Raw genomic sequence first — 26,325 nt, forward strand, 5'->3', positions numbered from 1 at the left:
TTTTACCGTTTCTGTTCATCAAAAGCGGGGGAAAGAAGCGCTTTCAGATCATCAGGTGTCAAAAGCTCTTTATCCACAGACCACAGGCGGATATTTTCCTGCCACAAGTCTAAAAACTCGGCGACATATTCTTCAAGTTCAGTGTTTTTAGTCATAACGTGAGTATAGAAAAACTCGTCAAAGACAGAAGAAGTTTCTTTTTTGCAGGCGCACAATTTTTCTTGCGGCAGCGCACCAAATACCATTTAATCATTTCCTTGTAGGGACAACAAACTAAGGGTAACGCTTCTTGACAGCGTTATCATTTGAGGGACACATGGCGCGTAAGAAACGTTTGGCGGGGGAGCCAATCACCATTAAAAAATATGCAAATCGCCGTTTGTATAACACTGAAACTTCAAGTTACGTAACACTCGACCATCTGGCCGAGATGATTAAAGCTGGCGAGGAACTGGTTGTTCTGGATGCTAAATCCGGGGAAGATCTAACCCGTTCGGTTTTAACTCAGATCATCGTAGAAAAAGAAAATTGCGATGAAAATATGCTGCCAATTTCCTTCTTGCAGCAACTCATTCGCTTTTACGGCGATAACATGCAAACACTTGTGCCTGCATACCTTCAAAGCACCATGGATATTCTAAACAAACACAAAGATCAGATAAATCTAACCTTTAGTGATACTGGTCACGGAAATATGATCCCACTTTTTGAAGAAATGGTGCGTCAGAATATGGCTTTCTTCGAACAATCCATGCATATGTTTATGCAAGCAGGTGCTGAAAGCACAAATGAGCCCGCGGAAGCAGCAGACGACACAGACATTGCGGAACTACAAGCTCAGCTCAAAGCCCTGCAGGAAAAGGTGGATAAGATAAGCACATAACCCGCACACCGCCTTTTCCAGACAGTAGCTTCGGCGTTAAGAGGATAGGAAAAGGCGCATGCCCGTAATTTTGTTTGCAGTATTTATCGACCTTCTTGGGTTCGGCATTATCGTGCCGGTGCTCCCCTTCATTGTGCTGAATTTCGGTGGCGATTCCGTGTCTGGCATGGCACTGGTTTCAATCTATTCCTTAGCGGCCTTTATTATGGGGCCAATCTGGGGGCGCTTTTCAGACAAATTTGGCCGTAAACCTGCGCTAGCTGGCACGTTCTTAGGCGCAACTATCTCCTATATTACTTTAGGCATGGCAGACACGCTTCTTCTCTTGTTTCTCGCTCGTGCAATGTCAGGTGCCATGGCGGGGAATATAGGTATTGTAATGGCAGCTATGGCTGACGTGACTACTGAAGAAAATCGCGGCAAAGCCATTGGCTGGATCGGTGCGGCTTTTGGTCTTGGCTTTGCTCTAGGCCCCGGCATTGGTGGCATTCTCAGTACCATCGGCGGCAATGGCGATCCCAACATTTTCTGGGCAGGGATGACTGCAGCATGCCTATCTTTTACCGCGATGATTCTCACCACCATCTTTGTACCGGAAACGAACAAGAAGAAAACGGAAAACGAAGATCATAAGGATGTTCCTCGGTGGACCAGTGTGTTCAAGCAACCCGGTCAAACAGCCCTTCTTGCAATGTTTATTGTCACAGCTATTGGCCAGAGCATCAGCTTTGCTATCACACCATTTTGGGCTGAACGTGTGCTTGGCTGGAACTCGGCGCAAGTAGGTTACCTATTGATGGCATCAGGCGTATGCGTATTTTTCATTCAGCTTTTCGCCATTGGGCCACTATTCAAGAAATTCGGTGAAGTGAAATCACTTGGTATGGCGCTAGGGTTCCACCTGATTGGTGTTGCGATTATTCTTTATGGCCCTGCTGAACCTATCACAGCCATTCTAGGCTTCCCGATCATTATGAGTGGTATGACCCTTACCTTCCCCGCACTTAACAGCCTTGTATCCAGACGTACCGATGAACGCCTGCAAGGAACAGCGCTTGGAATTTCGAATGGCTTATCATCTCTTGGCAGGATTGCAGGCCCTATCACAGCAGGAACGGTGTTTACCGCAAGTGTCGCCGCACCGTTTTATATTATAGCGTCAACGGGAATACTTGTAATTTTTTGGACAGTTTGGGAACTATCCGCACGTCCAAGCCATATCAAAGCACCAGCTGAATAATCAGCTGGTACATGCTTGAAGATTGCTGCTTACCCAAGCTCCGTGTTCGCGGGCGATATCATTCAACGCGCCATTAAAAGCAGCTACAATATCATCATGAGAACCGCCTACAACATTCTCTGTACGGGTATAAACGGGATGCCCCACAAGATAGGCATCCTGAAGCCTGATAAGAGATAACTCTATCTCAATATTCACCATATCACTGCTACCATCAGCACTTGGCGCAAACTCCATTTTCCAGACTTTCACATCCATACGGCAGTTAACGCGGACATCAAGTCCCTTATCACTAACGATATTCGCGGCTGTTTCAGCGCGCAAGGAATGCACTAGATAGTCCTGCATCAAATCTGAAAGGTGCCCAGCCCAGCTTACTCCTTTCAACACGGTACGCTTGTTATTATCCAGCGCGACAACAACCTCAGTACCGTCAATACCGCTACTCATCACTGGATGAGAGACATACATTGTTGCACCATCATTCGTGCTGTTCGAAGCCACTTTCGGATATTCGAGAGTGTAAACTTCATCAGCGGGGCCATCGTCGCCAAAAGAAATCAATGGGCCACATCCACCCACCACAGCCATAAAGCCGAGTGCGGTTCCAAGTTTGGCAGTTTTCAAAAGCTTATGCATCATTTTGTGCCGTCCTCAGTTTTGCGGGTTTCCAAATCATACTTTGCTTCTTTTTTGCCGAAGATAGCGCCAGCAGGGTTTTGCTCAATACGGCTCATCAAGCGGGAAAGGCTTTGTGCTGTTGTTCTAAGATCCACAATCATGCGTGTAACCTCCGGCAAGCTATTCCCAATAAACTGTGTAACATTTTCTTGGTTAGCAGCCACCAGTGCATCAATTCTCGCCAGCGTCATATTCGCTGTTTTCAAGGTGGCTGTTGCTTCCGCAATCATCAGTTTGGCGTCTTCTTTGATAAGTTCATCACCAGATGCTGCAAGGGCAGACACATTAAGCACGGCCGTATTAGCATTCGCCAGTACGGTACGTACTTCTGCAACAATTTGATCAAGGTCTTGTGTACCTCTTGCAATATTGCCAGTTAACTGATCTGCATTTCTAAGTGTGCTGGAAACAGATGCGATATTCTCATCGCTCATCAACTTCTTCACCTGCACTACAGCGGCAATTGCTTCATTGATAAGATTTGGTGCATTTTCATATAGCGCCTGAAAGGCTGATGCTTCGGACGGGATAACAGGCCTGGAGAAAGCACCATCCGCCACAATTTGTGGTGCCTCTGGCGGACCGCCATGCAGTTCGATATAAGCGACACCTGTCAGCCCCTGAAATTCCAGCTTGGCAACTGATCCCTCATTCACTGGCACATCTGATTTAAGGCGGACAACGACAAGTACTTTCTGCGGATCATTCGGGGCAAGTGTGATATCCCGCACATCCCCAACAGGGATACCTGAATAATAAACGATACTGCGTTTATAAAGCCCTGAAACCGTACCTTCGAAATAGATTTCATAATCTACATATTCGGCGTCCAGATCCACTTTCGCGATCCAAATCGCAAATGCTACAAGCCCCGCAAGGAATGTTAAAACGAAGCCACCAACGATGATATGGGATGCTCTGGTTTCCATTAGTTTATTCCTTTATTCCTGCGGCACGGGCACGAGGGCCGCCAAAATATTCCTGCACCCAAGGATGGTCATATTGTTGTACTTCTTCAAGGGGGGCCGTGATCAGCATTTTTTTATCACCTAACACGGCGATCCTATCACACACTCGCACAAGCGTATCCAAATCATGTGTAACAAGGAACACTGTCAGGCCAAGAGATTTACTAAGATTTTTCACGAGACCATCAAAAGCGGCGGCTCCGATTGGGTCAAGGCCAGCTGTGGGTTCATCCAGAAACAGGATTTCTGGATCAAGCGCCAAGGAGCGCGCAAGTGCTGCACGTTTCCGCATACCACCTGACAAATCCGCAGGGAATTTATTCGCTGCATCAAGGGGTAGCCCGGCCATTGAGATCTTGCTACTAGCCAAATCCTCTAGAAGGTCTTGCGAGAAACTATAGTGCTCTCGCATGGGCGCCATCACGTTCTGCGCAACAGTAAGTGCCGAAAACAATGCACCATCCTGAAAAAGCACACCCCAGTGCCTACGTGAAAGCTGAGCTTCATCGGCTGACATATAGTTTTGGTCAATGTCATTGATCTCGATTTGGCCGGCCACCTGACGATTGAGCCCAATAATCGTACGTAATAGAACTGATTTACCAGCCCCCGAGCCACCAACAACGCCAAGGATTTCACCCCGTTTCACATCGAGGTCCAATCCCTTGTGCACGACGTGATTATCAAATGCATTCACAAGGCCTCGCACCCGGATAATCACATCATCTGTTTGAACTGTGTCATCCATAGCCAATTAAATCCCAACACTTGTGAAGAAGATTGCAAATAATGCATCAAGCACAATCACAAGAAAAATAGAAGTAACAACGCTTTTCGTCGTGCGAGCTCCAAGTACATCTGCACTGCTTGCCACCCTTAACCCCTGATAGCAGCCACAGGCGCTTATGACAGCCGCAAAAAATGGTGCTTTGATAATACCAACAATAAAATGTTCAAATTCAATAACGTCTCGGAAATATACGAGGAAATTCCCAGGTGAGATATCGAGCTGTGCCCACGACATCGCTATACCGCCTGCAATTCCCATCATATCAGCATAGAAAGTAAGAAGCGGCAGGGTGATCATGAGTGCCATCAAACGCGGAAGCACAAGAACATCAATGGGGTTCATCCCCAATGTTTTCATTGCATCCACTTCTTCATGAAGTTTCATGGAACCAATTTGCGCAGTAAAAGCACTACCAGATCGGCCAGCAATGATAATGGAGGTCAGGAGCACTCCCATCTCACGCAAATGAATAATTCCAAGCATATCAATGACAAAGACATCAGCGCCAAACTTTGCAAGTTGAATTGAGCCTTGGTTCACCATCACTGCACCGATAAGGAATGAAATAAGTCCTACGATCCCCATAGCCTTAACACCAACCGCATCCATCTGGTGTACGAGTGGGATAAAACGAATTCGGCCCGGAGCGAGAAGCGTACCAAAGAGCCTGATAAGCACGAGTCCAATAAAACTGATAAGTCGCGTGATAGAAGCTGTAGCATTCATGAAGCCGTGCCCAGCTTCAGCAACTGGTATCAAATACCACGGTAGTGTCTCAGGTTCTGTTTCCACTGGCGCAGGCTTTGCTGCAACCACATCTAACAGGTGTTTATGCTCTGCCTTCACCCCTGTAAGCAGCGCAACGCCCTTATCTTCAAACCGGGAAGCAAAACGTCGGATAAGAACAGCCCCGGTAGTATCAAGCTGTTCAAGGCCAGAGCAATCGATCACCACCTGATCACCCGCTTTCAAAAGCGTGTTAGACATATCAGCATCAATAGCAGCGGCATTATCAATAATCCATGCGCCAGAAAAGTGCACAACGGAACTGGGTGTGCCGCTTTCAACACAGATAAAATCATTTCTGTGGATCGCCTCTGCCATATGCTCCCTGCTCTTGACATTAGTCTCCGCTATCCTCACATAGCGGGCGCAACCTTTAATCTGTTGCCATAATAGCTTATACAGAGAGTTGCCGAGTTTACGCTTAAAAACAAGCCCATAAGATTATTGTAAGACCAAAAAATGACACTTGATCCCCAAAACCCTTTGCATGCTTTTGCTCTGTGGACATCTACAGCAGATAGAAAATGGTCAGATCTGGCGCTGGACCGTGCCCGTGATGCAATTACAGATACCGTCGCTGTGATGATCCCTGGTGCAACAGAGCCTGTAACCAAGACCGTACAAAAGTTAGCACAGAAATGGGGTAAAGGATCAATTAGCACCGTTGGCTTCAAAGATGGCCTTTCTGCGCCCATGGCAGCTCTTGTAAACGGTACTGCCGCCCATGCACTAGATTTTGATGATAATTTTGACCCGGCAAAAGCACATGCTTCCGCTGTCCTTGTACCTGCCCTCCTTGCTGTAGCGGATGAAATTGATGCAAATGGGCAAGACTTGCTTGATGCATACATCGTTGGCCTTCAGATCATTGGTTTGGTTGGTCAGGGTGTAAATCCATACCACCGCAGTAGAGGATGGCACGCTACAGCTACAGTTGGCGCGGTCGGCTCAGCAGCAGGATGCGCGCGTCTTATGGGCCTTGATCCAGAAAAAACTGCACACACTATCTCACTCGCCACAAGCATGGCGGGCGGGTTTATGAGCCAGTTTGGCACCATGACAAAGCCGCTCCATGCAGGCCTTGCAGCTGCAGGAGCCGTTCAGGCAGCGCAATTTGCAGAAGCTGGCATCACTGCAGGCAGTGAAACACTGCACGGTGAAAAAGGTATGGGTACACTGATGGTAGGCCCAGACGTAGAAGAACTGCGTGCATTTATGGCAGATAAAGATGAACACGGCCAAAAAGTGAAATTCCGTACTGAAAGCATTGGCGAGCCACTCCACATTGAAAAATATGGCTTGAAGCTCAAACGCTTCCCTAACTGCGGCAGTGTACACCGCTCTCTCGACGGTCTACTGGAATTGCGCAGTAAACACGGCTTCAAAGAAACAGATGTTGAAAATATTTTCGTTCGTGCGCCAGCGGCCCATCTCCGCAATCTTATGTACGAACGCCCGACAAACAGTATGGAAGCGAAATTCAGCCTAGAATACGGCTTAGCTGTTGGTCTACTAACTGGAAATGCAGGCCTCGCAGATTATTTAGATGAAGTAGTAGAACGCCCCGAAGTAACGGCCCTTCTGCCACTCGTGAAAAAAGAATATGTGGAAAAACTGGAATCAGATTTTCCAACAGAAGTACATGTCACTCTGAAATCCGGTGAAAAAGTTTCAACAAAGGTTGACATGCCAGTCGGTTCCAGCGCAAACCCTCTCTCAAATGCACAGCTCTGGGAAAAATTTCAGGCTTGCGTGAATGGCCTCTTATCAGAGCAACAATTTGGCGCTATAAGACACGAGCTTGAAGCAACGCGTGATAGTATGAAAGTGCGTTCGCTAACTGGTTTGTTAACTGGGTAAAAATATATATAATGAGCCTCATAATATAGGCTCAGGGACAATACTATGGGTCAACAGATTAAAGCCACTGCACTTATTCTTGCGGCAAGCCGCCGCGGGCCTGCTGATGAAGTGGCAAAAATTCAAAACCTCAGTCACAAATGCCTTGTTGTCATTGATGGTATGGTAATGCTTGAACGCGTTGTACGCGAAATCAAAGCCGCCAAAGATATTGACCGCGTCTTCGTTTCCATCGAAAGCCGTGAACTGCTTGAATCAGTACCTGCACTTAAAGAAATGCTGGATGCTGGTGAAATCCACTATCTGCCGAGTGAAGATAATTTATTCCTTTCTGTGAAAGGTGCTGCGGAGACCATCGACAATCCATGGCCGCTGGTGATTTCAACAGGCGACAACGCACTGCACACATCAGAGATGGTTGACCATTTCACCGCTGAGATTGGCGCTGAACCAATTGACAGCGCCGTAGCAATGACACCATCAGATGTAATCCTGAAAGCTTACCCAGACGGCAAGCGTGCATTCCACGAACTAAAAGATGGTGGTTGGTCCAGCTGTAACCTCTATGCTTTGATGAATGAAAAAGCACTCACTGCTGCCAAGGTATTTGAAGGTGGCGGCCAGTTTGGTAAGCGCCCCAAACGCATCATGGCAGCATTTGGCCTGTGGTTTATGATGCTTTATAAATTCCGCTGGGCAACTATCCATCAGCTTGCAGGCCTGCTTTCGCGCCGCTGGAACATGAAGCTTCGTGTGGTGCGCATGCCATTTGCCGATGCACCAATCGATGTAGACAATCCTGGGGATTTCGTACGCACAGAAGAGATTCTTCAATCTCGCCGTGCAGCGCAATAAGACCTAATCGCAAATGAATTTCCATAAGCCTGCCTTGGAACAAGGTAGGCTTATTTTGTTTGCGGCTCTTGCCTTGTATTTTTCCGAACGGTACAGTTAAGAAAAAAGGGATAGTCCATTGCGCGCAGATAGCACGACCACATTCAGAACTCTGTACCCAACAATTGAGCCATATTCTGTACAGCATTTAGCTGTGGATGGTGGGCATCAGATTTACGTGGAGCAATCTGGCAACCCTAACGGTATACCGATCCTGTTTGTGCACGGCGGCCCTGGCGGCGGCACAAGTGGTATTCAGCGCCGCTTCTTCAATCCGAAAAAATTCCGTATCATTTTATTCGATCAACGGGGATGCGGTAAAAGCCGTCCTCATGCTTCTCTGGAAAATAACACCAGCTGGGATCTGGTTGCCGATATGGAGGCCATTCGTAAGCATTTAGGCGTTAATCGCTGGTCACTATTTGGTGGTTCATGGGGCAGCACCCTCGCACTGCTTTATGCGCAAGCACACCCCGCTCAGGTGGATAATCTTATCTTACGCGGTATTTTTCTGATGCGCCAAAGGGAACTGGACTGGTTCTACCAAAACGGGACACGTTCTATATTCCCTGAGGCCTGGGATCGTTTTGAACGCGTTATTCCGGAAGAAGAGCGCGGCGATATGATTACCGCATATTACAAACGCCTAACCGAAGTTGAATATACCGAAGATCAGTTAATTTTTGCAAAGGAATGGAGCCTTTGGGAAGGTAGTACAGTAACATTGATGCCTGATCATGAGCAGCGGTCCCATTCAATTGACCCCGTATTTGCATTAGCGTTTGCACGTATTGAGGCACACTATTTCAAACATAAAGGCTGGCTTGAACGCGACGATCAGCTTCTAACGGACGCAAAGAAACTGATAAATATTCCAACGACAATTGTTCAGGGCCGCTACGACGCAATATGCCCGCCGATCTCAGCTTGGGATCTATCAAAAGCAATGCCGTGGGCCAAACTGAAGATGGTACCCGTTGCAGGCCACTCTGCCTTTGAACCCGCCATTCAACATGAACTAATTTGCGCAACTGACGCTATTTAACTGAGTATCTGTAATGAAAAGTTTTCTACTCACACTTCTTTCAAGCCTTTTTCTCTTTACGAGTGATCTAGCAGCTTTTGATGGCGATCACTCCCACGGCATTACAATTGACCAACCGTGGGCACCACATACTGGCAGACGCACTATGTCTGCAGCGGTATACTTCAAAATCCACAACAACACACACCATGCTGACAAGCTGGTTGGTGTTGAAACTGATTTAGCTGAAATTGCAATGCTGCACCGTTCTTATGAAGATGATGGCATCATGAAAATGGATCATGTGGAAGCACTTGAAATACCTGCAGGTGGGTACGCAGCGCTAGAACCCGGCTCTTATCACATCATGCTGATGCGCCTCGAGCAACCACTAAAACGCGGCGAGGTTTTCCCTCTCAGCCTTCAATTTGAAAAAGCAGGCACAGTACAGGTTATCGTGGAAATCACTGGCGTTGGTGGGCCAAAGTAAAGTTACTTGAGCCAACCAGCCAATTCTTTTTCTGTAACACTGTTGAGTACTTTCATACCAAGCGCGGTATCATTCAGGCACGGAATATAATGGAAGTGGGTACCGCCTGCTTCCAGAAACGTTTCCCGAAGCTCCATATTGATTTCCTCAAGTGTCTCAAGACAATCTGAGCTAAAAGCCGGGGCCAGAACGGCAAGCTTCTTCACACCAGATTTTGCCAGTTCTTCAACCGTTTTATCTGTGTAAGGGCCCACCCATTTTGTTGGTCCAACACGAGACTGGAAACTGGTAACAAGCTTGTCTTGCTCAAGCTTCAACTTCTCAGAGAGCAATCGGCTGGTTTTCCGGCACTGGCAAGGGTAAGGATCACCCTTTTCAAAATACTCATTCGGGATTGAATGGTAACTAGCCAGAATATGCTCCGGCTCCCAGTCAATCTCTCCCAAACTTTTATCAACTGTCTGCGCCAAAGCTTCTATATACCCAGTCTCATCATAATAAGCTGGTACCGTACGCACGGATGGCTGCCACCGCATGCTTTTCAGAACATCAAAGGCTTTATCATATGCTGTTGCTGTAGATGTTGCGCTGTATTGAGGATAGAGAGCAAACAGAACAATCCGGTCGCACCCTTTTTCTTTCAGCGCCTGTAAACCTGTTTCGATAGAGGGCGTACCGTAGCGAAATGCCCACTCCACATGAAGGCTATCCCCGAAATGATCTTGCATCTTTTCCGCCTGAGACCGGGAATAGGTTCGAAGCGGCGATTCCATACGCTCATAATCCCAGATTTTAGCGTAAGCTTTCGCAGATTTCATCGGCCGAAATGTTAGTATTGGTCCATAAAGTATAGGTAACCACGCCAATTTCGGCACTTCAATCACTCGCGGATCAGACAAAAACTCAGCCAAATACTTCCGTACTGCACCATATGTGGGCGCATCCGGTGTGCCTAAGCTAATCAATAAAACGCCTATCTTTCCGTGATTTATCTGAGGATGTTCATTTTTCATATATTGGTCCTGACAGTCGATGCTCCATTATATGGCGGAAAACGCTGACCAGATCACCAATTTATTTATTTAAATTTACCATATCGCTTCATGAAATTTAAACCACCATAGCGATAATATTAAAACCAATAAAATATGACGGCGTAGTGAAATGAAAAACGACAATAAAATAACACGGAAGGAACTGCTGGAGGATCTCGACAGATCCATAGAAAAAGCACTAGACGCAAAGCTAACAGATATTACGAGTGCTCTCCTTCGCTTAAAAGCAAGCACTGTAGGATGGTGTGACCAACCTAACTGTGGCAACTGCCCTTTAGGGCCACTTCAATGTACATCAGGGCTTGAAGCCAAAGTTCAAGAACTCATTAATGAGCATCACGCCTTGAAACAGGATATTTCAAAGGTAGGAAATCAAGTTTCTCAAAAACTCGCATCTGCTAATCCCCCTAAGAAGCTCAGCAAGTTTAATCTGAAAAAAGCCACACCCGGTTCAACTCAGCAAGAAACTATTACTGAGGTAGAAATGTTTACCGAATAATGCGCACGAGCATCGTTCCCGTTTCGCGGAACGGATCAGTTGCTCGGGCCAGTACTTTTCCTGCATGTGGCGCTGTATAACGCTTGGTTTCGCTACCAAATGCATCATATCCAATAGCAATCAGTTGCCCCTTTTCTACATTCTCGAGCAAATCCACTTGCACGACCACAATACCACCATCTTCGGCATACACATTTGTATAATTGCCCCCAACAAATGAAGGAGCTACTGGCTTGATAACCGATCCCGACAAAAAACCTTCCGCAACCATCAAGTTCTTAAGGCCTAAAACAGCTCGTCTGATCATATCTGGCTGAAAAACTTTTGGTGCACCAAGTTCATAAGTTACGGCTGGCACACCCAACTTCATGAAAGTTGTTTCAAGAGTACCATTCTGCCCTTCATCATTCTTGATAATATCCGGCATCAAAGCTTGTGCCATCTGTTTAACCTTGGCATTTCGCATATCCGCAAAAACGAAGAGCGGATATTCAGTACCTGTTGTCTGGGTATGAAGATCAACCACCATATCCGCATTGTTCTTCAATAGATTATGCCAGATGTTTCCAACATAGCGAGCTGCAGTACCGCCACCTGTAAGTTTGCCAGGGAAACGTCGGTTCAAATCATCCTTCGCACCATTTGCAGCAGATGTAATAAAATGCCTGCTATTCCCAACAAGACCAGTTTGGTTGATACCCGGCACACTTATTACCGTACCTGCAAGAATATCCGGATCAATATCTTCCATCAGCTTATGAAGAGCACGAATGCCGTTTAATTCATCACCATGAACGCCTGCAGTGAGAAGAAGGGTCTTACCTGTTTTTTTACCTTTTATTACCTCCACAGGAACATGAATAGCAGCGCCTGCATTCTGCCTACCTGCGAGAAAATAAAATCTGTGCCTACCAGTTGGTAACTGTTTCACTGCCAATTTAGTAATAATAGGCACACCACCAACAATATCGCCAGTAAGATCAACCCCCATCCCAGGCTGGCTGGTTGCTGCGGTTCCCAGGGAACTAAAACAACATATCAATATGACAGTGATCTTAAACAGGCTTTTCATAAAAATCCTTCATTTACAGTATGCTATACAGTATCAGATAACGGTAGAATTCCGCCATTCTGACAGCCTATCCATCACATTACCATAGAAATTGAAGCTTGCGTATGAGCCACCGATAGTGCCTAATAATTGTCTGAGATTTTAAAGGAACGGATATGGGCACGCATTGCTGCCACAACGAAGTGAAATTCGACGGCATGGATAAAGCATATAAACGTATGCTAATTCTGGTAGCCGCGATCAATGGCTTCATGTTCCTTGTAGAGATGCCTATGGGTTTTATGGGGCAGTCTCAAGCACTCAAAGCAGATGCGCTGGATTTCCTTGGCGACACCCTTACATATCTGATCTCTTTTGCCGTTATTGGACAGGCTCTGGCGCTGCGGGCAAAAGCGGCCCTGGCTAAAGGCATCAGCTTATTATTGATGGGAATATGGGTTCTTGGCTCTACCATCTACACTGTTTTTTACCTTCAACAACCAGCAGCCCTTATTATGGGTTCTGTTGGTTTGGCGGCTCTTGCAGCCAATTTGTTGAGTGTTGTGCTCCTAATGAAATACAAAGATGGTGATGCCAACGTTCGGTCTGTTTGGTTGTGTAGTCGGAACGATGCAATTGGTAATGTGATGGTACTAATAGCCGCCTCTGGTGTTTGGGCTACAAACACTGGGTGGCCGGATTTGATTGTTGCCGGCATCATGGCAACCTTATTTATTTCTGGTGCTTTCACCATTATTAAACAGGCCCGGGGCGAATTAGCCCATGCGGCAGAACATTCGCACTCAGCTGCTGAATAAGGATTTTTTATGGATAAGCCAACACCGGGCTTCTTCGGCACCAAACGGTTTTTGCCGCTGTTTATCACGCAATTCCTCGGCGCCTTTAACGACAATCTTTTTCGCTCAGCCATCATCATGCTTATCACCTTTGGCATGGCCGAACAAATTGGTACCGCCCCAGCAATCCTTAACAATGTAGCAATTGGGCTTTTCATCCTGCCCTATTTTATCTTCTCAGCACTTGCCGGACAGCTTGCGGATAAATACGAGAAATCAGGCCAGATTATCTGGATTAAAATTTGGGAAGTACTGTTGATGCTGGTTGGCGCTTTAGGCTTCTACCTCGGTAGTTTGCCTATGCTAATTGCAGTACTGGCGGGTCTTGGCCTTCAATCAACATTCTTTGGCCCCATTAAATACAGCATTCTTCCTGAATTGATGAATCAAAAAGAGCTATTGAGCGCCAACGCACTGATCGAGGCAGGAACCTTTATCGCCATTCTGCTTGGTACTATTATTGGCGGTTTGGTCGCCACAAGTGAAGGCGGGGTTTTGGGTGTCTCAGTTCTAACGATCATCGCAGCTCTTATTGGAGTGTTCTCAGGGAGACTGGTGCCAAAAACAGTTCCAGCAGCACCTGATCTGAAAATTACCAAAAATATTTTCGCATCAACCCGCAACCAACTGAAAAAAGCGTGGTCTGTTGATATCAGCCGTTATTCCATCTTAGGCATCAGTTGGGTATGGATGTATGGCTCGCTCTATATCACTCAAGTCCCAGTAGTCGCAAAAGACCACCTCCAGGGAGATGAAACGGTTGTCACGATCTTTATGGCTTGTTTTACACTGGGTATAGGCCTTGGCTCTATGCTGTGCAGTAAAATGTTGAAAGGTTCAATTTCCGCGCGGCTCGCTAAACCTGCTCTGCTTGGACTACTGGCTTTAGGAATAGCACTATACCTAGCTTTGCCAACCGTTAGTGAAAGCCAGAAGCTTCTGAACATAACAGAGTTTATGCAAGTACCTTTCAACTGGTTTATTCTAGCCTTATTACTCTCGACCGCAGCACTCGCTGGCATGATCATTGTACCCATGTATGCTATTCTGCAAGATAAGTCAGATACATCTGAACGGTCACGCATGATTGCTGCAAACAATATCGTAAACAGTGGATTCATGGCTGGTGGTTCAATAATTGCGACGATTATTGTTGCCGTAGGGTTAACGACCACCGATGTGCTCTTGATACTCGCGCTGGCAAACCTGCTACTTCTTCGCCCCGCGATAAAATTACATAAAACCCTTTAATTTTCTGCAGATACCCATAAAGTTAGTGATGAGGGTAGCCAGGGGTGGCAGCGAGGCAATGTACATTGTCGGAGAGAATGATTAGCGAACGGGGGTTCCTGCTCTTATGTACAATAAGAAATTAAGTCCGCTTAGAGAGAGCATTAGCCAGTTTTTCATACTAGCTTCATTTGTCGTAGCACTCGTCTACGGCGGCCAATGGTATCCACAGGAAGATTGGTGGCCTGTTATCACAAAAGGGGCAACCGTAAGCCTGATATCACTCTTTGTAATTGTTCGAATGCAAACTGTTAATCACTTCCTTCTATTCCTTGCGCTCATTGCATCGGTTGCCGGTGATGTACTGCTTGCAATGCCTATTGAGAATAGTTTTATAAAAGGCCTTAGTGCGTTTCTCAGCGCTCATTTGATCTTCATTGGTTTATATATAAAGAACAAACAAGCGTGGAGCGATATTTCTCGTCTGCGCAAACAGATTATGCTCGTTCTCTGGATCATTGCCGTTGCCTCCACGGCACTTTTATACCCCTATCTCGGCGACATGCTTATACCAGTTCTTGCATACACATTTGTCCTAACGTCCATGGCAAGTGCCGCGTTAATGAGCCGTTTTTCCCCTATGCTTGTTGGTACAGGGGCTATTCTATTCCTCATTTCAGATGCTGTTCTGGGTGCTCGGCAATTCCTCAGTGTTCCTGAGTATTTTGGGCATATTGTTTGGGGGACATACTATTTTGCGCAGCTGTTCATGACACTTGGCATCATGCTTACAGATGAACGTAGAACACATTATGGAGGTTATCGATTTGACTAACCGATCCTTTTCAGGTCAAAAGACTGTATATCAAGGATGCAAAGGTTATGATTATCGTGGACCAAGATAAAAAGAAACTTCAGAAAAAAGCTTCCACACTTGTTGAAGCACTCCCGTATCTTAAAAAATATGCTGGCGATATCTTCGTTATTAAATACGGTGGCCACGCAATGGGAGATGATACTCTGGCCCGACAATTCGCCGAAGATATCACTCTTCTGAAGCAAGTAGGTATCCACCCGGTAATCATCCACGGTGGTGGCCCACAAATTGGAAAGATGCTGGAACGCCTCTCAATCAAAACAGAGTTTATCGATGGTCTTCGTGTCACCTGTAAAGCAACAATTGAAGTTGCTGAGATGGTATTATGCGGCTCTATCTGTAAATCTATCGTCGGTGACATTCAGGCCGCTGGTGGGCGTGCTATTGGCCTTTCAGGTAAAGATGACGGCATGGTTATGGCCCGCAAGATGGAGCGTAAGAAAGCCGATCCAGATTCGAATATCGAAAAAGTAATTGACCTTGGTTTTGTTGGTGACCCTATCGAAATCAATACCCGCATTGTTGAACAGGCAATTGAGGGCGGCGTGATCCCGGTAATTTCACCAATCGCTGCAGGTCTTGATGAACACACATATAATGTAAATGCAGACACCATGGCTGGTGCTATCGCAGGCGCACTTGATGCTCGCCGTTTCTTCCTTCTTACTGATGTTCCGGGTGTACTGAATAAAGACGGTGAAATGCTCACAGAACTGGACCGTGAGGAAATCAACGCACTCGTTGAAGAGGGCACCATTTCAGGCGGCATGCTGCCCAAAGTTGAGACATGCCTGAAAGCGGCTGAAAAAGGTGTAAATGGTGCCGTCATTCTGGATGGCCGTGTGAAACATGCCATCCTGCTTGAAATTTTCACCGAACGCGGTGCGGGTACCCTGATCAGAGCTTAATCAGCTCTGATCAATAAAGTAGCTAAGATGCCACTCAAGTTCGTCCTTACCGATCGGATATTTATCACCATCTTTACCACTTAGAAGCTGTGCGGTAGGAACAAGGGCGAACTTGGTCTGCAGTTCATAAGCTGTCCGCATTTTCAGTTCAGCACGCCACGCAAGCGCCGTAACAGCACGACCGCTTTTTGAATGAATAATCTGCCTGATGGTCATAGCAGGCAAATCAGCCATAACAGCTAAACACTGGATCAGAAGTTCGCGACGATTTTCATTAATCTGTTCTATAACGAACTTATCATTCAACATGCCTCGGCTATAATAATCCTGTGCGGTTTTAGCGAGATTTGCCTCTTCACTTTCGCCAACCCGTTCATTTTCGATGCGGTCCCGAACCCGATCAAGCAATTCTTCTGCCTGTGTTTCATCAAGCTCTGACTGTTCCATCATTGAATGGACAAGTGCTGACGCTACAAACCCAGCGATGCGTTTCATTGCTCTGATAGAAAGCTGTGGTCTTAGTGCAAGAGGTTTGTGCAAGTCTTCAACCGATTCCGCCTGTGAGATAATCTGATCAAGCGTGTCTTCTCGGATTTGTGCATTTTTGTTGGTAAGCAATGCTGCAATTGCAGGTATTTCCAAGCTCGCTGCAATATCATCCGCGACAACTTCAGAAACAAATTCACGGTTAGCAATTGCCTCAAGCGCAGTACCTGTTGCACCGGCTGCTATAATTTCCCGCAAATCATCATCATTGAGCATTGGGGAATATTGAAGGATCGGCCCACACACAATGGCTTCCATATCCCTAGCAAGCTTATCCACAACATGCTTTGGTACATTCGTCGCAGATTTAATTTCTTCTGCAATAACAGCACGCACCTTAGGTAACTGGTCCTGTGCCAATTCCTCCATAACTTTGATGGTTTTCTCTTGAAGCGCCGTACGTTCACCACTTTCAAGCCCTGGGACAATGCGGCCAATTTTGCGGGCAAGTTCTTCACGTACTTCTTCATCGTCATCATTCTGAAGAATTTCGTCTGCCTGCACGGGTGCAGAAGGGTTTTGCGCAATTAATTTGCGAACCTCTGGCGATTTATCTTCCGCCAGATAATAAAGCACCTCTGGACGTGCATCTTTTCTCGAAGCCAGTAGCAAACGTTCCTGATCACTCCCCTGCTCGAGGATTTTTTCCTCATCTGCCTTGGAGAGTTTTTCAGGCAGTTTCTTTTGCCCGCCAAGCATGGATTTTAATTTATCTAACATAGTATGCCCCTACGCCTCTTCTGGCGCCCCCGCAAATGCAATGTCATTTTTACCGGTTTTCTTAACATCATATAGAGCGGCATCAGCACGTGCTGCCAAAACATCAAAGGCTAAATCAACATCAGGCACTGACTTGCAGATACCGATAGATGCACCAAGCCTTAGATGCGCTCCCTTAATTTTCTCTCGGATTGATGGCATATAGTCGATCAACTCGCGGGCTTTCACCGCAGCTGTTTCCTCATCAACATCCTCAATCCAGAGAACAAATTCATCTCCACCCATTCGGCCGGCCAAATCACATGGCCTGATGATGGACTGCATTTTCTCAGCCACCAAGCGGATGGCATCATCCCCGGCATTATGACCGAGGGTATCATTCACTTCTTTAAAGTGATCAAGATCAATAAACACCATGCAACCAGCCTGCTTGGTTCTCGATTGGTGTTTTAGCCGTGCTTCCACGCCTTCCCGCATCGCTCTACGGTTTAGAAGATCAGTTAACTCATCTTTGCTGGACAGGCGATATAAGCGGTCAATCAGTTTTGCTTTGCCAAATGCGGCTGTTAGAACATCAGCGATATCCGCCAATAGTTCTTTTTCAAGATCAGACCATGGGCTAATCGTTGTATCGCGGCTGATAATAACCATACCCACATCTTCACCAGCGCTCTCTAGCTGGATAACCAGATGACCACGGCTATCAATATTAATTTCGTGCACACCGCTATCCGCGCCCGAAAGGCTCTCCCAGATACTATCCAGATCAAGTTCTTCATCTAGATCACCGCAAATGGAAGCAGGCACCAAGCCTTCTTTATATTTCTTGAGCACTGACCATACGAGATCAGCTCTCATCACCTGAATAAGTTCTTTGGATGCATTATCAAGCAGGTCTTGTGAGTTCTCAGTGCTATTCAGGATTTGTGTGATCCGCTGTTGCACTGAAAGCCTTAGATTATCCAATCTGGTCTTGCGCTCGGCTTCGATCCGCTCTGTTACATCACGGCACGAACCGCGCACAGCAACTATTTTACCCTCTTCATCGATCACAGGTTCAACCGCGAAGGAGGCATAACGTTTGATACCTGCAATTTCTGTAGAAACACCATCCATATGTTTTTGAACTTGCTGGGTAAAAGGGCTGCGACCCGGCGCATTGTCTTTTGGCCAGAATACTGAATGGGCATCCTTACCGATCCAGCTTTCAGTTTTTTCGCCAAAGGCAACAGCCGGAGAAACAAACTTAAACCGACCAAGTGGATCAACCTCAAAGGAAAAATCAACCGCTGAATCAAGAAGCCCCTTAAGCATCGCCCGGCTTTCAATGAGCGCTTCTGTCATTTGATCAGCTAAGGTTGTTTCGCGAGCGACAAAAAAAGCCCCGCCTTCATAGGGCGTTACAACAATCCAGCATTTGATATGACGTTCATCAGCCAGCCTGAATTCCTGAGGCTCTTGCGACGCACTAACCTGTTCATAGGCATCAAGGAAGGCTGGATACCCTTCTTCCCAAAGGCTAACAAGGCTTTCAGACGTGTCTGATTGGGCAACAAGCGCCTTACGCTTATCCACATAAATGGCACAAATGTCGCTTTCATCCAGCACCAATTTTGACCGCCCTAAACTCTTGAACAAATTCACTATGTTCACCAATCCCCATCAGAAAATAACAATAGTTTGACACTAAATTATAAATTGTCACTGTATCGTTAACTTTCTTGCTATACATTAAATAAAAATGAAGACAGTTACGGATACCCATGCTGAATTATAATAAAGATGATTTCCACCCAGCCCTTTCCGATAACAGGGACACATGGGTATTTGATTTAGACAACACTCTTTATGCTGCGGAATGTAACCTGTTTGATCAGGTTGACCAGAAAATCAGTGATTTCGTGCAAAACTTTCTGGGCATTGAACGTGAAGAAGCTCGGAAAATTCAGAAACAATATCTACTGGAAAACGGTACAACGCTTAATGGGTTGATGACCCACCATAACGTAGACCCAGAAGAGTATCTTTCGTTCGTACATGATATTGATTTCAGCCCCATCGAACGTGATGAGAAACTAATATCTGCCATTCAAGAACTTGATGGCCGCAAACTGGTTTTTACAAACGCAGACAAACCCTATGCCACCAACATTATGAAGCGGCTCGGCATTCATGATCTATTTGAAGATATCTTCGGCATAGTAGAGGGTGACCTGAAACCAAAGCCTGACATGGCTGTATATGAAAAATTCGTCAAAACCTATGATTTTGACCCCAATAAAGCAGTTATGTTCGAAGACATGGTCAGAAACCTTAAACCAGCCCACCAATTAGGCATGGGCACAGTATGGATCAATACAGGCAGTGTGTGGGGTGAAGCTGATTATGATGCTAATATCGTACACGCAGAAACCAATAATCTTGCTACTTGGCTGCATGCATACCTAAACCGCTAAGCCTTTTATTAAGCGATACGCAAGTTATTCTATTGCTCACATTATGCTGAGCCAATTGACTCAAACAAAGTGAACGTTATTGTTCATCAAAATTTTGATGAACAAATTGGAATAGAATTCCAAGACTAACCCAATAGGAAGCCACATGAGTTACGCTGATTTAGAAAACACCATCTCAAATGCTTTCGAAGCGCGCGATACAATTAACGGTCAGACAACCGGTGAAGTACGCGATGCAGTGAATGAAGCCCTTCATCTTCTGGATAGCGGTAAAGCCCGTGTTGCATCCAAAGAAGGTGGCGAATGGAAAGTACATCAGTGGCTCAAGAAAGCAGTACTACTTTCATTCCGCCTGAACGATATGGAAATGATCGCTGGCGGACCTGGTGAAAACACTAACTGGTGGGACAAAGTACCAAGCAAATTTGAGGGCTGGGGCGCTGATGACTTCGCAGCATCTGGTTTCCGTGCGGTACCTGGCGCGATTGTACGCAAATCAGCACATATTTCAAAAGGCGCTGTTCTTATGCCGTCTTTCGTGAACCTTGGCGCCTATGTAGGTGAAGGCACAATGGTTGATACATGGACAACGGTTGGCTCCTGTGCACAAATTGGTGCAAACGTTCACCTTTCTGGTGGCGTAGGCATTGGTGGAGTACTTGAACCACTTCAAGCTGGCCCGGTTATCATTGAAGATAACTGTTTCATTGGCGCGCGCAGCGAAATCGCTGAAGGTGTTGTTGTAGAAGAAGGTGCCGTTGTTTCCATGGGCGTTTATATTGGCGCTTCCACCAAAATCGTTGACCGCGAAACAGGCGAAGTATTCATGGGCCGTGTACCAGCATACAGTGTAGTTGTACCGGGCACACTTCCGGGCAAACCACTACCAGATGGCACACCTGGCCCGAATCTATATTGCGCTGTTATCGTGAAGCGTGTTGACGAACGCACACGATCCAAAACTTCCATCAACGAGCTGTTGAGAGACTAATATAATATGGCAATTGTTGACGCACTCGAACTTTCTCAAGCCCTGATCCGCCACGAAAGTGTAACACCTGATAAGGGTGATGCACTTGATACGCTAGCCTATCACCTTGAGAAAATGGGTTTCACTTGCCACAAGATGGTGTTTGAAGAAGAAGGGACAGATCCTGTCCCTAACCTTTACGCACGCCTTGGCACAAGTTCACCCAACTTCTGCTTTGCAGGCCACACAGATGTAGTACCTGTTGGTGCCGCAAACCGCTGGAGCGTTGACCCATTCGCTGCAGAAGTGAAAGACGGGCAGCTATGGGGCCGTGGTGCTTCAGACATGAAAGCTGCCATCGCTTCCTTCGTCTCTGCAGTTAGCCGCTTCCTTGATAAGAACAACGGAGAGTTCACGGGCTCCCTTTCTCTTCTTATTACCGGAGATGAGGAAGGCCCTGCGGTAAATGGTACCACCAAAGTGCTCGACTGGATGGTAGAGCGCGGTGAGAAGATTGATCTTTGTCTTGTTGGCGAACCAACAAACCCGCAAGAACTTGGGCAGATGATCAAAGTTGGCCGCCGCGGTAGCCTCCACGGCATGATCACAGTTGACGGCACTCAAGGTCATGTTGCTTATCCAAATGTTGCTCATAACCCGATCCCAGACATGGTGAAGGTTCTAGCAGAACTGAATAAAGAACCTCTTGATGCTGGAAACGAACGCTTCCAACCATCAAACCTAGAAATCGTAAACGTGCATGTGGGCAACGAAAGCCACAATGTTATCCCGGCAGAAGCCCATGCGCGCTTCAATGTACGCTTTAACAATGAATTCACACCAGAAAGCCTACAGGCAGAGCTTATTCGCCGCATGGATCGTGCTGGTGTAGATTATAAGATTGACTGGTGGCTGTCTGGCGATAGCTTCCTTACACCAGAATGCTCATTATCCACAGCTGTCGCAGATGCCGCTGAAAAGCACACAGGTCGTAGGCCTGAACTTTCCACAACAGGCGGCACGTCCGATGCACGTTTCATTAAAAACATGTGTCCCGTAGTGGAATTTGGCCTCGTGGGCGCAACAATGCATAAAATTGATGAACATGTTGCTGTAAGTGATATTGAGACGATCACTGATATCTATGAGGATGTGATCAACACATTGGTAAAATAAAGCAGTTTGCTCGAATCAAATTTTCCGATTCGAGCAAACTTTTAAGCTTTTTTCCCACAAACTTATCCACAGGCCATGCTTTCTTCGAAAGAATTTATTTTTCAACATTCGATGTAATTTTAAGAATGAAAAATATTGAATTTTAGAAATATTATTACCATCTTAACCATAAGATTTGTAATCTTTAATTGTGTACAATCCTGTATAACGATAAGATAACAACTATAAAGAACAACGAATTTCTCAGTATCAATAATTTTCCACAGACAATTAACAAGCGATCTATCTTATTTCATGCATCGTTATAAAAACATTATATTCATAAGAAAATAAATCTAAATATTTGTATAAAAATAGTATTTTTTAGCAAACTTTCTGTTTCCTGACATTTGAGTCAAATGCTTAAACCCACATTTTCTGTTATAGTATTTTTGGGACGGGTTAGGGTTAGAAACATAAGGAGGTCTTTTATGGGACAGACTTATCGGATCGACCTGATAGACCGAAGTAAGAGAAAATATTCTCTCGGGTCGGTAACAAAGGAAAGCGTAAAATGCTCCGCGAGACTTGGCGGTCAGGTTTGCGTTAACGGTGCTCTTCAAGCCGCACCTGTAGATAAACAAGTTTATCTGAAAACAGCATCTACACACGGCGACATCATGAAACTCTCCATTTCTGATGACGAAGAAACTTTCCTTGGTAATTTTTGCCTTTCATTTTTTGATCCACAATCGCAGCGAGCCATTTTCCGGTCCGTTGGCGGTGTGAACATTCTTCATGAAGCATAATTACATCAATACAGGCGTTAAAAATGAATAATCACTATAAAATATATGTCCTTAAGGACGACGGCGAAAAGGTTTGCCTAGGCTCTATGGCTGGCAAACATATTACCTATAACAGATATAGCGAAGGAATGCTGATTGCTGCTGGAAAACTTTGGAATACATCTGTGGAAAACCAGGTATTTCTTAAGTTTGTAACCCAGTTTCACGATACAATTCCTCTGCGTTTTGAAAGTTCAGAGAATATTTTTGAAGGTAATTTTACCTTCAGTAACTTTGATGCTGAACTCAGTATCGTGATCTTTGGATCAGAAGGTCCCGTATATGAAACGGTACAAACTGCTGAAGATTTTGATGAAGACGATATAGGCATTCACCGAAAATCTCATGCCGAAGGTTCGCTAGAACTATCACATTAGCGAATATCTTCCACGTTCTGTTCCCAGTTAGCGCCGTCAAACTCTGATACTTTCAGAGATGAAATTGTACTGCCATCTAAGCAGTTAACATTGATTGACCAGCCATCAGGGTGGCTACGAGGAACATAAAAGCTTTTAACGCCGCACTTGCTGCAGAACAGATGCTGCGCAGTCTGGGTATTAAAGCGGTATTCGGTCAACCTCTCTTCTCCCTTAAGAAGACGAAACTCTTCTTTAGTGGCAAAGAGATGCAGGAAACCTGTTTGGCTACACATACTGCAGGTACATGATAGTGCTGCAATATCCGCTGGAGCATCTACTTCAAACTGTACAGCACCACAATGGCACCCACCTTTGTGTGTCACTTTATTCATGAACTTACACTTCCTCTGGCACGAAGTGCCGCAGCAAGGGTACCATCATCCAGATAGTCAAGCTCTCCACCCACAGGTACGCCGTGCGCAAGAGCAGTTACTTTTACATCAAACTCTTCGAGTTTTTCGGCAAGGTAATGGCTTGTTGTTTGACCATCAACTGTAGCATTGAGCGCGAGAATAACTTCTTCAATCTCACCACCACGTACACGCTCAATAAGACTATCGACTGTGAGATCATCAGGGCCAATGCCGTCCAGTGCTGAAAGCGTGCCTCCCAGCACATGATACTGTCCCCGGAAAGTTTCACTTCGGTCCAGCGCCCATAGATCAGACACATCTTCAACAACGCATATGGTAGTACGGTCTCGCCTCACATCCTCGCAAACATGGCAAGGGTTATGGGTATCTATATTGCTACATACCTCGCAGATCTGCACTTTATCCGCTACATTCATAAGCGCATGCGCGAGCGGCACCATCACACTATCCCGCTTCTTTAGAAGCTGGAGTGTTGAACGGCGCGCAGAACGGGGGCCAAGCCCTGGCAATTTTGCCAGAAGTTGGATCAACGCATCAATATCACTTCCATGGGACTTGGGCATAAATGGTTTCCGTTAAAACGGCATCTTCATGCCGCCCAGATCAAGGCCACCTGTGATATCTTTCATCTGGTTAGCGGCTGCATCTGCTACTTTGGCTTTCGCTTGATTATGCGCCGCCAGAATAAGGTCTTCGAGCACTTCGCGGTCTTCGCTGGAATATAGGCTATCGTCAATCTTTACAGACTTCATATCACCTTTGCCGCTCAGCACTACTTTCACAAGGCCAGCACCAGCCACACCTTCAACTTCCATGTTATCAAGCTCAGCCTGCATATCGCCCATCTTGGCCTGCATTTCCTGCGCTTTTTTTAGCATTTCTGTCATTTTCATTGTCGTCTATCCTTCACTTAAGCGCCACTTGATATCCTTAGAAATCAAAGTCGCTCGCTTCTTCATCTGTTGTCTGGTCCGGCTCGCCGCTATCAAGGCCCATGCCGTCATCACCTTCAAGCCGGCTATCCCGCACAGCAAGAAGTTCGGCTTCCGGGAATTGTGCGAGCAAAGCTTTCACGATCGGTTCCTCAAGCGCTTCATCCCGGCGCTGTTTGGTGCGAACCTGCTCTTTTTCCTTAACGGTGATATCGCCCTGCTGTTCGCTTACCGCGATCATCCAGTCAGCACCTGTCCAGTGTTTCAGGCAGGTTTTCACACGCATCAAGAAATCAGGCGGTGTTTTCCGGGTGATATTCATTTCAATCGAACCCGGTTTATAGCTTACCACCCGCACGTAATCTTTCAGCAGTACCGCGAGCTGAGCCTCGCGTTCCTTAGTGAACATGGCTACGAGTTTTTCAAAATCAACAGGCATCGGGTATGGCGCATGATGCTCATCACCACCGTTTGGATTAAGCGCGATAACCTGTGCGCCCTGCTGCATAGTTGGCCCTGCTTGTGGTGCGGTCGCTTGCGGCCCCGCAGCCCCCATAGCCTGAACATTACCGCCACCGCCTGCTGGTATTTGTGCTGGCGCACCTGCTCCCGCTGGAGCGGTTTGAAGTTTCTTCACCAGATCAGCCGGGTTTGGTAGTTCAGCCGCATACGCAAGGCGAATAAGAACCATCTCTGCCGCGGCAATAGGGCTAGGAGCCACCTTAGTTTCGCCTAGACCCTTAAGAAGCATCTGCCATGCGCGCGTCAAGTGCGGCATCGATAGCTTTTTCGCCATCTCGCCACCTTGGCTTTTTTCAGCCTCAGACACCAGTGCATCCGTACCGGTATCTGGTGTTACCTTTAGGCGGGTAAGCCAGTGAGCTACTTCCAGAAGATCATTTAGAACAACTGTCGGGTCAGCACCACTATCATACTGGGAACGAAGGGTTGTAAGTGCTTCAGCAATTTTGCCTTCCATCACCAGTTCAAAAAGATCAAGTACCTGCGCCCTATCCGCAAGACCAAGCATGTCCCGCACCTGCGTTTCCGAAACATTCCCGGCACCATGGGCAATAGCCTGATCAAGAAGGGATAAGCTATCCCGTACTGAACCTTCAGAAGCCCGCGCTACAAGTTTTAGGGCACCCTCTTCCGCTGAACAACCTTCTTTCTCCACAAGGTTTGCGAGATGCGCCACTAGCACATCTGCTTCCACACGTTTCAGATCAAAACGCTGACAACGGGAAAGAACTGTAACGGGAAGTTTGCGAATTTCTGTGGTCGCGAAAATAAACTTCACATGCTCTGGCGGCTCTTCAAGCGTTTTAAGAAGTGCGTTAAACGCGTTCTTTGAAAGCATGTGTACTTCATCGATGATGTAAATTTTAAAGCGCGCGGAAACAGGTGCATACCGCACACTTTCAATAATTTCGCGGATATCATCCACACCTGTGCGAGACGCAGCATCCATCTCTAGCACATCTACATGGCGCGATTCAGCGATAGAGACACAGTTTTCACATGTACCACACGGACTGATCGACGGACCATCATGGGAGGTACAGTTAAGCGCTTTGGCAATAATTCGGGCAGTTGTTGTTTTACCAACTCCGCGAACCCCGGTCATAATAAAAGCATGCGCAAGGCGGCCCGTATCAATGGCGTTCGATAGAGTACGAACCATTGCTTCCTGGCCGATAAGTGTATCGAAATCCGCCGGGCGGTACTTACGGGCAAGAACCCGGTAACCCTGATCCTGATCTGCTGCGGTCATGCGTTATTATCTCCCTAGCGCTAGAGCATCATGACTAG

General features: G+C 46.4%; 29 protein-coding genes. 16 read left to right on the forward strand and 13 right to left on the reverse strand.

Annotated elements, in window-relative coordinates; genetic code table 11:
• Positions 1-2 precede the first annotated feature (2 nt).
• Entirely contained in the window at positions 3-245 is a 243-nt protein-coding gene (locus tag KFE96_RS17010; protein WP_247017328.1) for a hypothetical protein, read from the reverse strand.
• Between the two features lie 71 nt (positions 246-316).
• Here KFE96_RS17010 and phaR point away from each other — a divergent pair, with 71 nt between their 5' ends.
• Both phaR and KFE96_RS17020 read left to right on the forward strand, forming a co-directional pair.
• A complete protein-coding gene (gene phaR / locus KFE96_RS17015; protein ID WP_255833732.1) occupies positions 317-883 on the forward strand; it encodes a polyhydroxyalkanoate synthesis repressor PhaR in 567 nt (188 codons plus the stop codon).
• Positions 884-941: 58 nt separating this feature from the next.
• Positions 942-2,123: an MFS transporter gene (locus KFE96_RS17020; RefSeq protein WP_255833733.1), complete on the forward strand. Its 1,182-nt coding sequence runs from the start codon at positions 942-944 to the stop codon at positions 2,121-2,123.
• Here the strand turns inward: KFE96_RS17020 and KFE96_RS17025 are convergent, their stop codons facing one another.
• The 4 genes from KFE96_RS17025 to KFE96_RS17040 are packed head-to-tail and all read right to left on the reverse strand — an operon-like array spanning position 2,124 to position 5,666.
• Positions 2,124-2,765: an ABC-type transport auxiliary lipoprotein family protein gene (locus KFE96_RS17025; protein ID WP_255833734.1), complete on the reverse strand. Its 642-nt coding sequence runs from the start codon at positions 2,763-2,765 to the stop codon at positions 2,124-2,126.
• Positions 2,762-3,733: an MlaD family protein gene (locus KFE96_RS17030; protein WP_247017336.1), complete on the reverse strand. Its 972-nt coding sequence runs from the start codon at positions 3,731-3,733 to the stop codon at positions 2,762-2,764. The genes KFE96_RS17025 and KFE96_RS17030 overlap by 4 nt, the downstream gene beginning before the upstream one ends.
• A gap of 4 nt (positions 3,734-3,737) precedes the next feature.
• Complete coding sequence (locus tag KFE96_RS17035; protein WP_255833735.1) at positions 3,738-4,520, reverse strand: ABC transporter ATP-binding protein; 783 nt, start codon at positions 4,518-4,520, stop codon at positions 3,738-3,740.
• 6 nt (positions 4,521-4,526) lie between these two features.
• Positions 4,527-5,666 carry an MlaE family lipid ABC transporter permease subunit gene (locus tag KFE96_RS17040; protein ID WP_255833737.1) on the reverse strand — a complete coding sequence of 380 codons (1,140 nt, stop codon included), beginning with the start codon at positions 5,664-5,666 and terminating at the stop codon, positions 4,527-4,529.
• Between the two features lie 141 nt (positions 5,667-5,807).
• Here KFE96_RS17040 and KFE96_RS17045 point away from each other — a divergent pair, with 141 nt between their 5' ends.
• The 4 genes from KFE96_RS17045 (at position 5,808) to KFE96_RS17060 (ending at position 9,616) form a co-directional block, all read left to right on the forward strand.
• The gene (locus KFE96_RS17045; protein WP_255833738.1) at positions 5,808-7,208 is read left to right on the forward strand and encodes an MmgE/PrpD family protein; all 1,401 of its coding nucleotides are present in this window, start codon (positions 5,808-5,810) and stop codon (positions 7,206-7,208) included.
• Between the two features lie 45 nt (positions 7,209-7,253).
• Positions 7,254-8,063 carry an NTP transferase domain-containing protein gene (locus KFE96_RS17050; RefSeq protein WP_255833739.1) on the forward strand — a complete coding sequence of 270 codons (810 nt, stop codon included), beginning with the start codon at positions 7,254-7,256 and terminating at the stop codon, positions 8,061-8,063.
• A 118-nt stretch (positions 8,064-8,181) separates the two neighbouring features.
• Positions 8,182-9,147 carry a prolyl aminopeptidase gene (gene pip / locus KFE96_RS17055; protein WP_255833740.1) on the forward strand — a complete coding sequence of 322 codons (966 nt, stop codon included), beginning with the start codon at positions 8,182-8,184 and terminating at the stop codon, positions 9,145-9,147.
• A gap of 13 nt (positions 9,148-9,160) precedes the next feature.
• Positions 9,161-9,616: a copper chaperone PCu(A)C gene (locus KFE96_RS17060; protein ID WP_255833741.1), complete on the forward strand. Its 456-nt coding sequence runs from the start codon at positions 9,161-9,163 to the stop codon at positions 9,614-9,616.
• A gap of 2 nt (positions 9,617-9,618) precedes the next feature.
• Here KFE96_RS17060 and hemH read toward each other — a convergent pair whose 3' ends face one another.
• Positions 9,619-10,629 carry a ferrochelatase gene (gene hemH / locus KFE96_RS17065; protein ID WP_255833742.1) on the reverse strand — a complete coding sequence of 337 codons (1,011 nt, stop codon included), beginning with the start codon at positions 10,627-10,629 and terminating at the stop codon, positions 9,619-9,621.
• 151 nt (positions 10,630-10,780) lie between these two features.
• Between hemH and KFE96_RS17070 the strand changes: the two genes are divergently transcribed.
• A complete protein-coding gene (locus tag KFE96_RS17070; RefSeq protein ID WP_255833743.1) occupies positions 10,781-11,170 on the forward strand; it encodes a hypothetical protein in 390 nt (129 codons plus the stop codon).
• On the opposite strand, the gene KFE96_RS17075 is transcribed toward KFE96_RS17070, so the two are convergent.
• Complete coding sequence (locus KFE96_RS17075) at positions 11,160-12,242, reverse strand: succinylglutamate desuccinylase/aspartoacylase family protein (RefSeq protein ID WP_255833744.1); 1,083 nt, start codon at positions 12,240-12,242, stop codon at positions 11,160-11,162. The two genes, KFE96_RS17070 and KFE96_RS17075, sit on opposite strands and share 11 nt — an antisense overlap.
• A 155-nt stretch (positions 12,243-12,397) precedes the next feature.
• On the opposite strand from KFE96_RS17075, the gene KFE96_RS17080 reads away from it, so the two are divergent.
• The 4 genes from KFE96_RS17080 to argB all read left to right on the forward strand — a co-directional run bounded on the left by KFE96_RS17080 (position 12,398) and on the right by argB (position 16,093).
• Positions 12,398-13,039: a cation transporter gene (locus KFE96_RS17080; RefSeq protein WP_255833745.1), complete on the forward strand. Its 642-nt coding sequence runs from the start codon at positions 12,398-12,400 to the stop codon at positions 13,037-13,039.
• Positions 13,040-13,048: 9 nt separating this feature from the next.
• Positions 13,049-14,329 (forward strand): MFS transporter, encoded by a 1,281-nt coding sequence (locus tag KFE96_RS17085; RefSeq protein ID WP_255833746.1) that lies wholly within the window; start codon positions 13,049-13,051, stop codon positions 14,327-14,329.
• Positions 14,330-14,435: 106 nt separating this feature from the next.
• Positions 14,436-15,143 (forward strand): lysoplasmalogenase, encoded by a 708-nt coding sequence (locus KFE96_RS17090; protein ID WP_255833747.1) that lies wholly within the window; start codon positions 14,436-14,438, stop codon positions 15,141-15,143.
• A gap of 47 nt (positions 15,144-15,190) precedes the next feature.
• Entirely contained in the window at positions 15,191-16,093 is a 903-nt protein-coding gene (argB, locus tag KFE96_RS17095; protein ID WP_247017362.1) for an acetylglutamate kinase, read from the forward strand.
• Here argB and KFE96_RS17100 read toward each other — a convergent pair whose 3' ends face one another.
• Positions 16,094-17,359, reverse strand: coding sequence for a DUF2336 domain-containing protein (locus KFE96_RS17100; protein ID WP_255833748.1), 1,266 nt, complete (start codon positions 17,357-17,359; stop codon positions 16,094-16,096).
• A 9-nt stretch (positions 17,360-17,368) separates the two neighbouring features.
• Positions 17,369-19,003 carry a sensor domain-containing diguanylate cyclase gene (locus tag KFE96_RS17105; protein WP_255833749.1) on the reverse strand — a complete coding sequence of 545 codons (1,635 nt, stop codon included), beginning with the start codon at positions 19,001-19,003 and terminating at the stop codon, positions 17,369-17,371.
• Positions 19,004-19,122: 119 nt separating this feature from the next.
• Between KFE96_RS17105 and KFE96_RS17110 the strand changes: the two genes are divergently transcribed.
• From KFE96_RS17110 to KFE96_RS17130, 5 genes are all read left to right on the forward strand, one after another.
• A complete protein-coding gene (locus KFE96_RS17110) occupies positions 19,123-19,815 on the forward strand; it encodes a pyrimidine 5'-nucleotidase (protein WP_255833750.1) in 693 nt (230 codons plus the stop codon).
• A gap of 145 nt (positions 19,816-19,960) precedes the next feature.
• Positions 19,961-20,806: a 2,3,4,5-tetrahydropyridine-2,6-dicarboxylate N-succinyltransferase gene (dapD, locus tag KFE96_RS17115; RefSeq protein WP_255833751.1), complete on the forward strand. Its 846-nt coding sequence runs from the start codon at positions 19,961-19,963 to the stop codon at positions 20,804-20,806.
• Positions 20,807-20,812: 6 nt separating this feature from the next.
• The gene (gene dapE, locus KFE96_RS17120) at positions 20,813-21,961 is read left to right on the forward strand and encodes a succinyl-diaminopimelate desuccinylase (RefSeq protein WP_255833752.1); all 1,149 of its coding nucleotides are present in this window, start codon (positions 20,813-20,815) and stop codon (positions 21,959-21,961) included.
• Positions 21,962-22,431: 470 nt separating this feature from the next.
• A complete protein-coding gene (locus tag KFE96_RS17125) occupies positions 22,432-22,749 on the forward strand; it encodes a hypothetical protein (protein WP_247017374.1) in 318 nt (105 codons plus the stop codon).
• 23 nt (positions 22,750-22,772) lie between these two features.
• Positions 22,773-23,165, forward strand: a complete 393-nt coding sequence (locus KFE96_RS17130; protein WP_255833754.1) for a hypothetical protein — start codon at positions 22,773-22,775, stop codon at positions 23,163-23,165.
• On the opposite strand, the gene KFE96_RS17135 is transcribed toward KFE96_RS17130, so the two are convergent.
• The 4 genes from KFE96_RS17135 to KFE96_RS17150 are packed head-to-tail and all read right to left on the reverse strand — an operon-like array spanning position 23,162 to position 26,287.
• Positions 23,162-23,539: a GFA family protein gene (locus tag KFE96_RS17135; RefSeq protein WP_255833756.1), complete on the reverse strand. Its 378-nt coding sequence runs from the start codon at positions 23,537-23,539 to the stop codon at positions 23,162-23,164. The genes KFE96_RS17130 and KFE96_RS17135 overlap by 4 nt on opposite strands.
• Complete coding sequence (gene recR / locus KFE96_RS17140; RefSeq protein ID WP_255833758.1) at positions 23,536-24,144, reverse strand: recombination mediator RecR; 609 nt, start codon at positions 24,142-24,144, stop codon at positions 23,536-23,538. The genes KFE96_RS17135 and recR overlap by 4 nt, the downstream gene beginning before the upstream one ends.
• A 12-nt stretch (positions 24,145-24,156) precedes the next feature.
• The gene (locus KFE96_RS17145) at positions 24,157-24,474 is read right to left on the reverse strand and encodes a YbaB/EbfC family nucleoid-associated protein (RefSeq protein WP_247017382.1); all 318 of its coding nucleotides are present in this window, start codon (positions 24,472-24,474) and stop codon (positions 24,157-24,159) included.
• A gap of 37 nt (positions 24,475-24,511) precedes the next feature.
• Positions 24,512-26,287 carry a DNA polymerase III subunit gamma/tau gene (locus KFE96_RS17150; protein WP_255833759.1) on the reverse strand — a complete coding sequence of 592 codons (1,776 nt, stop codon included), beginning with the start codon at positions 26,285-26,287 and terminating at the stop codon, positions 24,512-24,514.
• Positions 26,288-26,325: the final 38 nt, after the last annotated feature.

Origin of the sequence: Kordiimonas sp. SCSIO 12603 (assembly GCF_024398035.1) — a bacterium.
GTDB lineage: Bacteria > Pseudomonadota > Alphaproteobacteria > Sphingomonadales > Kordiimonadaceae > Kordiimonas.

What these genes read in the sequence shown, in the direction of transcription:
- KFE96_RS17010 (WP_247017328.1), bottom strand. Translation starts at nt 245, where the DNA reads ATGGTATTTGGTGCGCTGCCGCAAGAAAAATTGTGCGCCTGCAAAAAA.
- phaR (WP_255833732.1), top strand. Translation starts at nt 317, where the DNA reads ATGGCGCGTAAGAAACGTTTGGCGGGGGAGCCAATCACCATTAAAAAA.
- KFE96_RS17020 (WP_255833733.1), top strand. Translation starts at nt 942, where the DNA reads ATGCCCGTAATTTTGTTTGCAGTATTTATCGACCTTCTTGGGTTCGGC.
- KFE96_RS17025 (WP_255833734.1), bottom strand. Translation starts at nt 2,765, where the DNA reads ATGATGCATAAGCTTTTGAAAACTGCCAAACTTGGAACCGCACTCGGC.
- KFE96_RS17030 (WP_247017336.1), bottom strand. Translation starts at nt 3,733, where the DNA reads ATGGAAACCAGAGCATCCCATATCATCGTTGGTGGCTTCGTTTTAACA.
- KFE96_RS17035 (WP_255833735.1), bottom strand. Translation starts at nt 4,520, where the DNA reads ATGGATGACACAGTTCAAACAGATGATGTGATTATCCGGGTGCGAGGC.
- KFE96_RS17040 (WP_255833737.1), bottom strand. Translation starts at nt 5,666, where the DNA reads ATGGCAGAGGCGATCCACAGAAATGATTTTATCTGTGTTGAAAGCGGC.
- KFE96_RS17045 (WP_255833738.1), top strand. Translation starts at nt 5,808, where the DNA reads ATGACACTTGATCCCCAAAACCCTTTGCATGCTTTTGCTCTGTGGACA.
- KFE96_RS17050 (WP_255833739.1), top strand. Translation starts at nt 7,254, where the DNA reads ATGGGTCAACAGATTAAAGCCACTGCACTTATTCTTGCGGCAAGCCGC.
- KFE96_RS17060 (WP_255833741.1), top strand. Translation starts at nt 9,161, where the DNA reads ATGAAAAGTTTTCTACTCACACTTCTTTCAAGCCTTTTTCTCTTTACG.
- hemH (WP_255833742.1), bottom strand. Translation starts at nt 10,629, where the DNA reads ATGAAAAATGAACATCCTCAGATAAATCACGGAAAGATAGGCGTTTTA.
- KFE96_RS17070 (WP_255833743.1), top strand. Translation starts at nt 10,781, where the DNA reads ATGAAAAACGACAATAAAATAACACGGAAGGAACTGCTGGAGGATCTC.
- KFE96_RS17075 (WP_255833744.1), bottom strand. Translation starts at nt 12,242, where the DNA reads ATGAAAAGCCTGTTTAAGATCACTGTCATATTGATATGTTGTTTTAGT.
- KFE96_RS17080 (WP_255833745.1), top strand. Translation starts at nt 12,398, where the DNA reads ATGGGCACGCATTGCTGCCACAACGAAGTGAAATTCGACGGCATGGAT.
- KFE96_RS17085 (WP_255833746.1), top strand. Translation starts at nt 13,049, where the DNA reads ATGGATAAGCCAACACCGGGCTTCTTCGGCACCAAACGGTTTTTGCCG.
- KFE96_RS17090 (WP_255833747.1), top strand. Translation starts at nt 14,436, where the DNA reads ATGTACAATAAGAAATTAAGTCCGCTTAGAGAGAGCATTAGCCAGTTT.
- argB (WP_247017362.1), top strand. Translation starts at nt 15,191, where the DNA reads ATGATTATCGTGGACCAAGATAAAAAGAAACTTCAGAAAAAAGCTTCC.
- KFE96_RS17100 (WP_255833748.1), bottom strand. Translation starts at nt 17,359, where the DNA reads ATGTTAGATAAATTAAAATCCATGCTTGGCGGGCAAAAGAAACTGCCT.
- KFE96_RS17110 (WP_255833750.1), top strand. Translation starts at nt 19,123, where the DNA reads ATGCTGAATTATAATAAAGATGATTTCCACCCAGCCCTTTCCGATAAC.
- dapD (WP_255833751.1), top strand. Translation starts at nt 19,961, where the DNA reads ATGAGTTACGCTGATTTAGAAAACACCATCTCAAATGCTTTCGAAGCG.
- dapE (WP_255833752.1), top strand. Translation starts at nt 20,813, where the DNA reads ATGGCAATTGTTGACGCACTCGAACTTTCTCAAGCCCTGATCCGCCAC.
- KFE96_RS17125 (WP_247017374.1), top strand. Translation starts at nt 22,432, where the DNA reads ATGGGACAGACTTATCGGATCGACCTGATAGACCGAAGTAAGAGAAAA.
- KFE96_RS17130 (WP_255833754.1), top strand. Translation starts at nt 22,773, where the DNA reads ATGAATAATCACTATAAAATATATGTCCTTAAGGACGACGGCGAAAAG.
- KFE96_RS17135 (WP_255833756.1), bottom strand. Translation starts at nt 23,539, where the DNA reads ATGAATAAAGTGACACACAAAGGTGGGTGCCATTGTGGTGCTGTACAG.
- recR (WP_255833758.1), bottom strand. Translation starts at nt 24,144, where the DNA reads ATGCCCAAGTCCCATGGAAGTGATATTGATGCGTTGATCCAACTTCTG.
- KFE96_RS17145 (WP_247017382.1), bottom strand. Translation starts at nt 24,474, where the DNA reads ATGAAAATGACAGAAATGCTAAAAAAAGCGCAGGAAATGCAGGCCAAG.
- KFE96_RS17150 (WP_255833759.1), bottom strand. Translation starts at nt 26,287, where the DNA reads ATGACCGCAGCAGATCAGGATCAGGGTTACCGGGTTCTTGCCCGTAAG.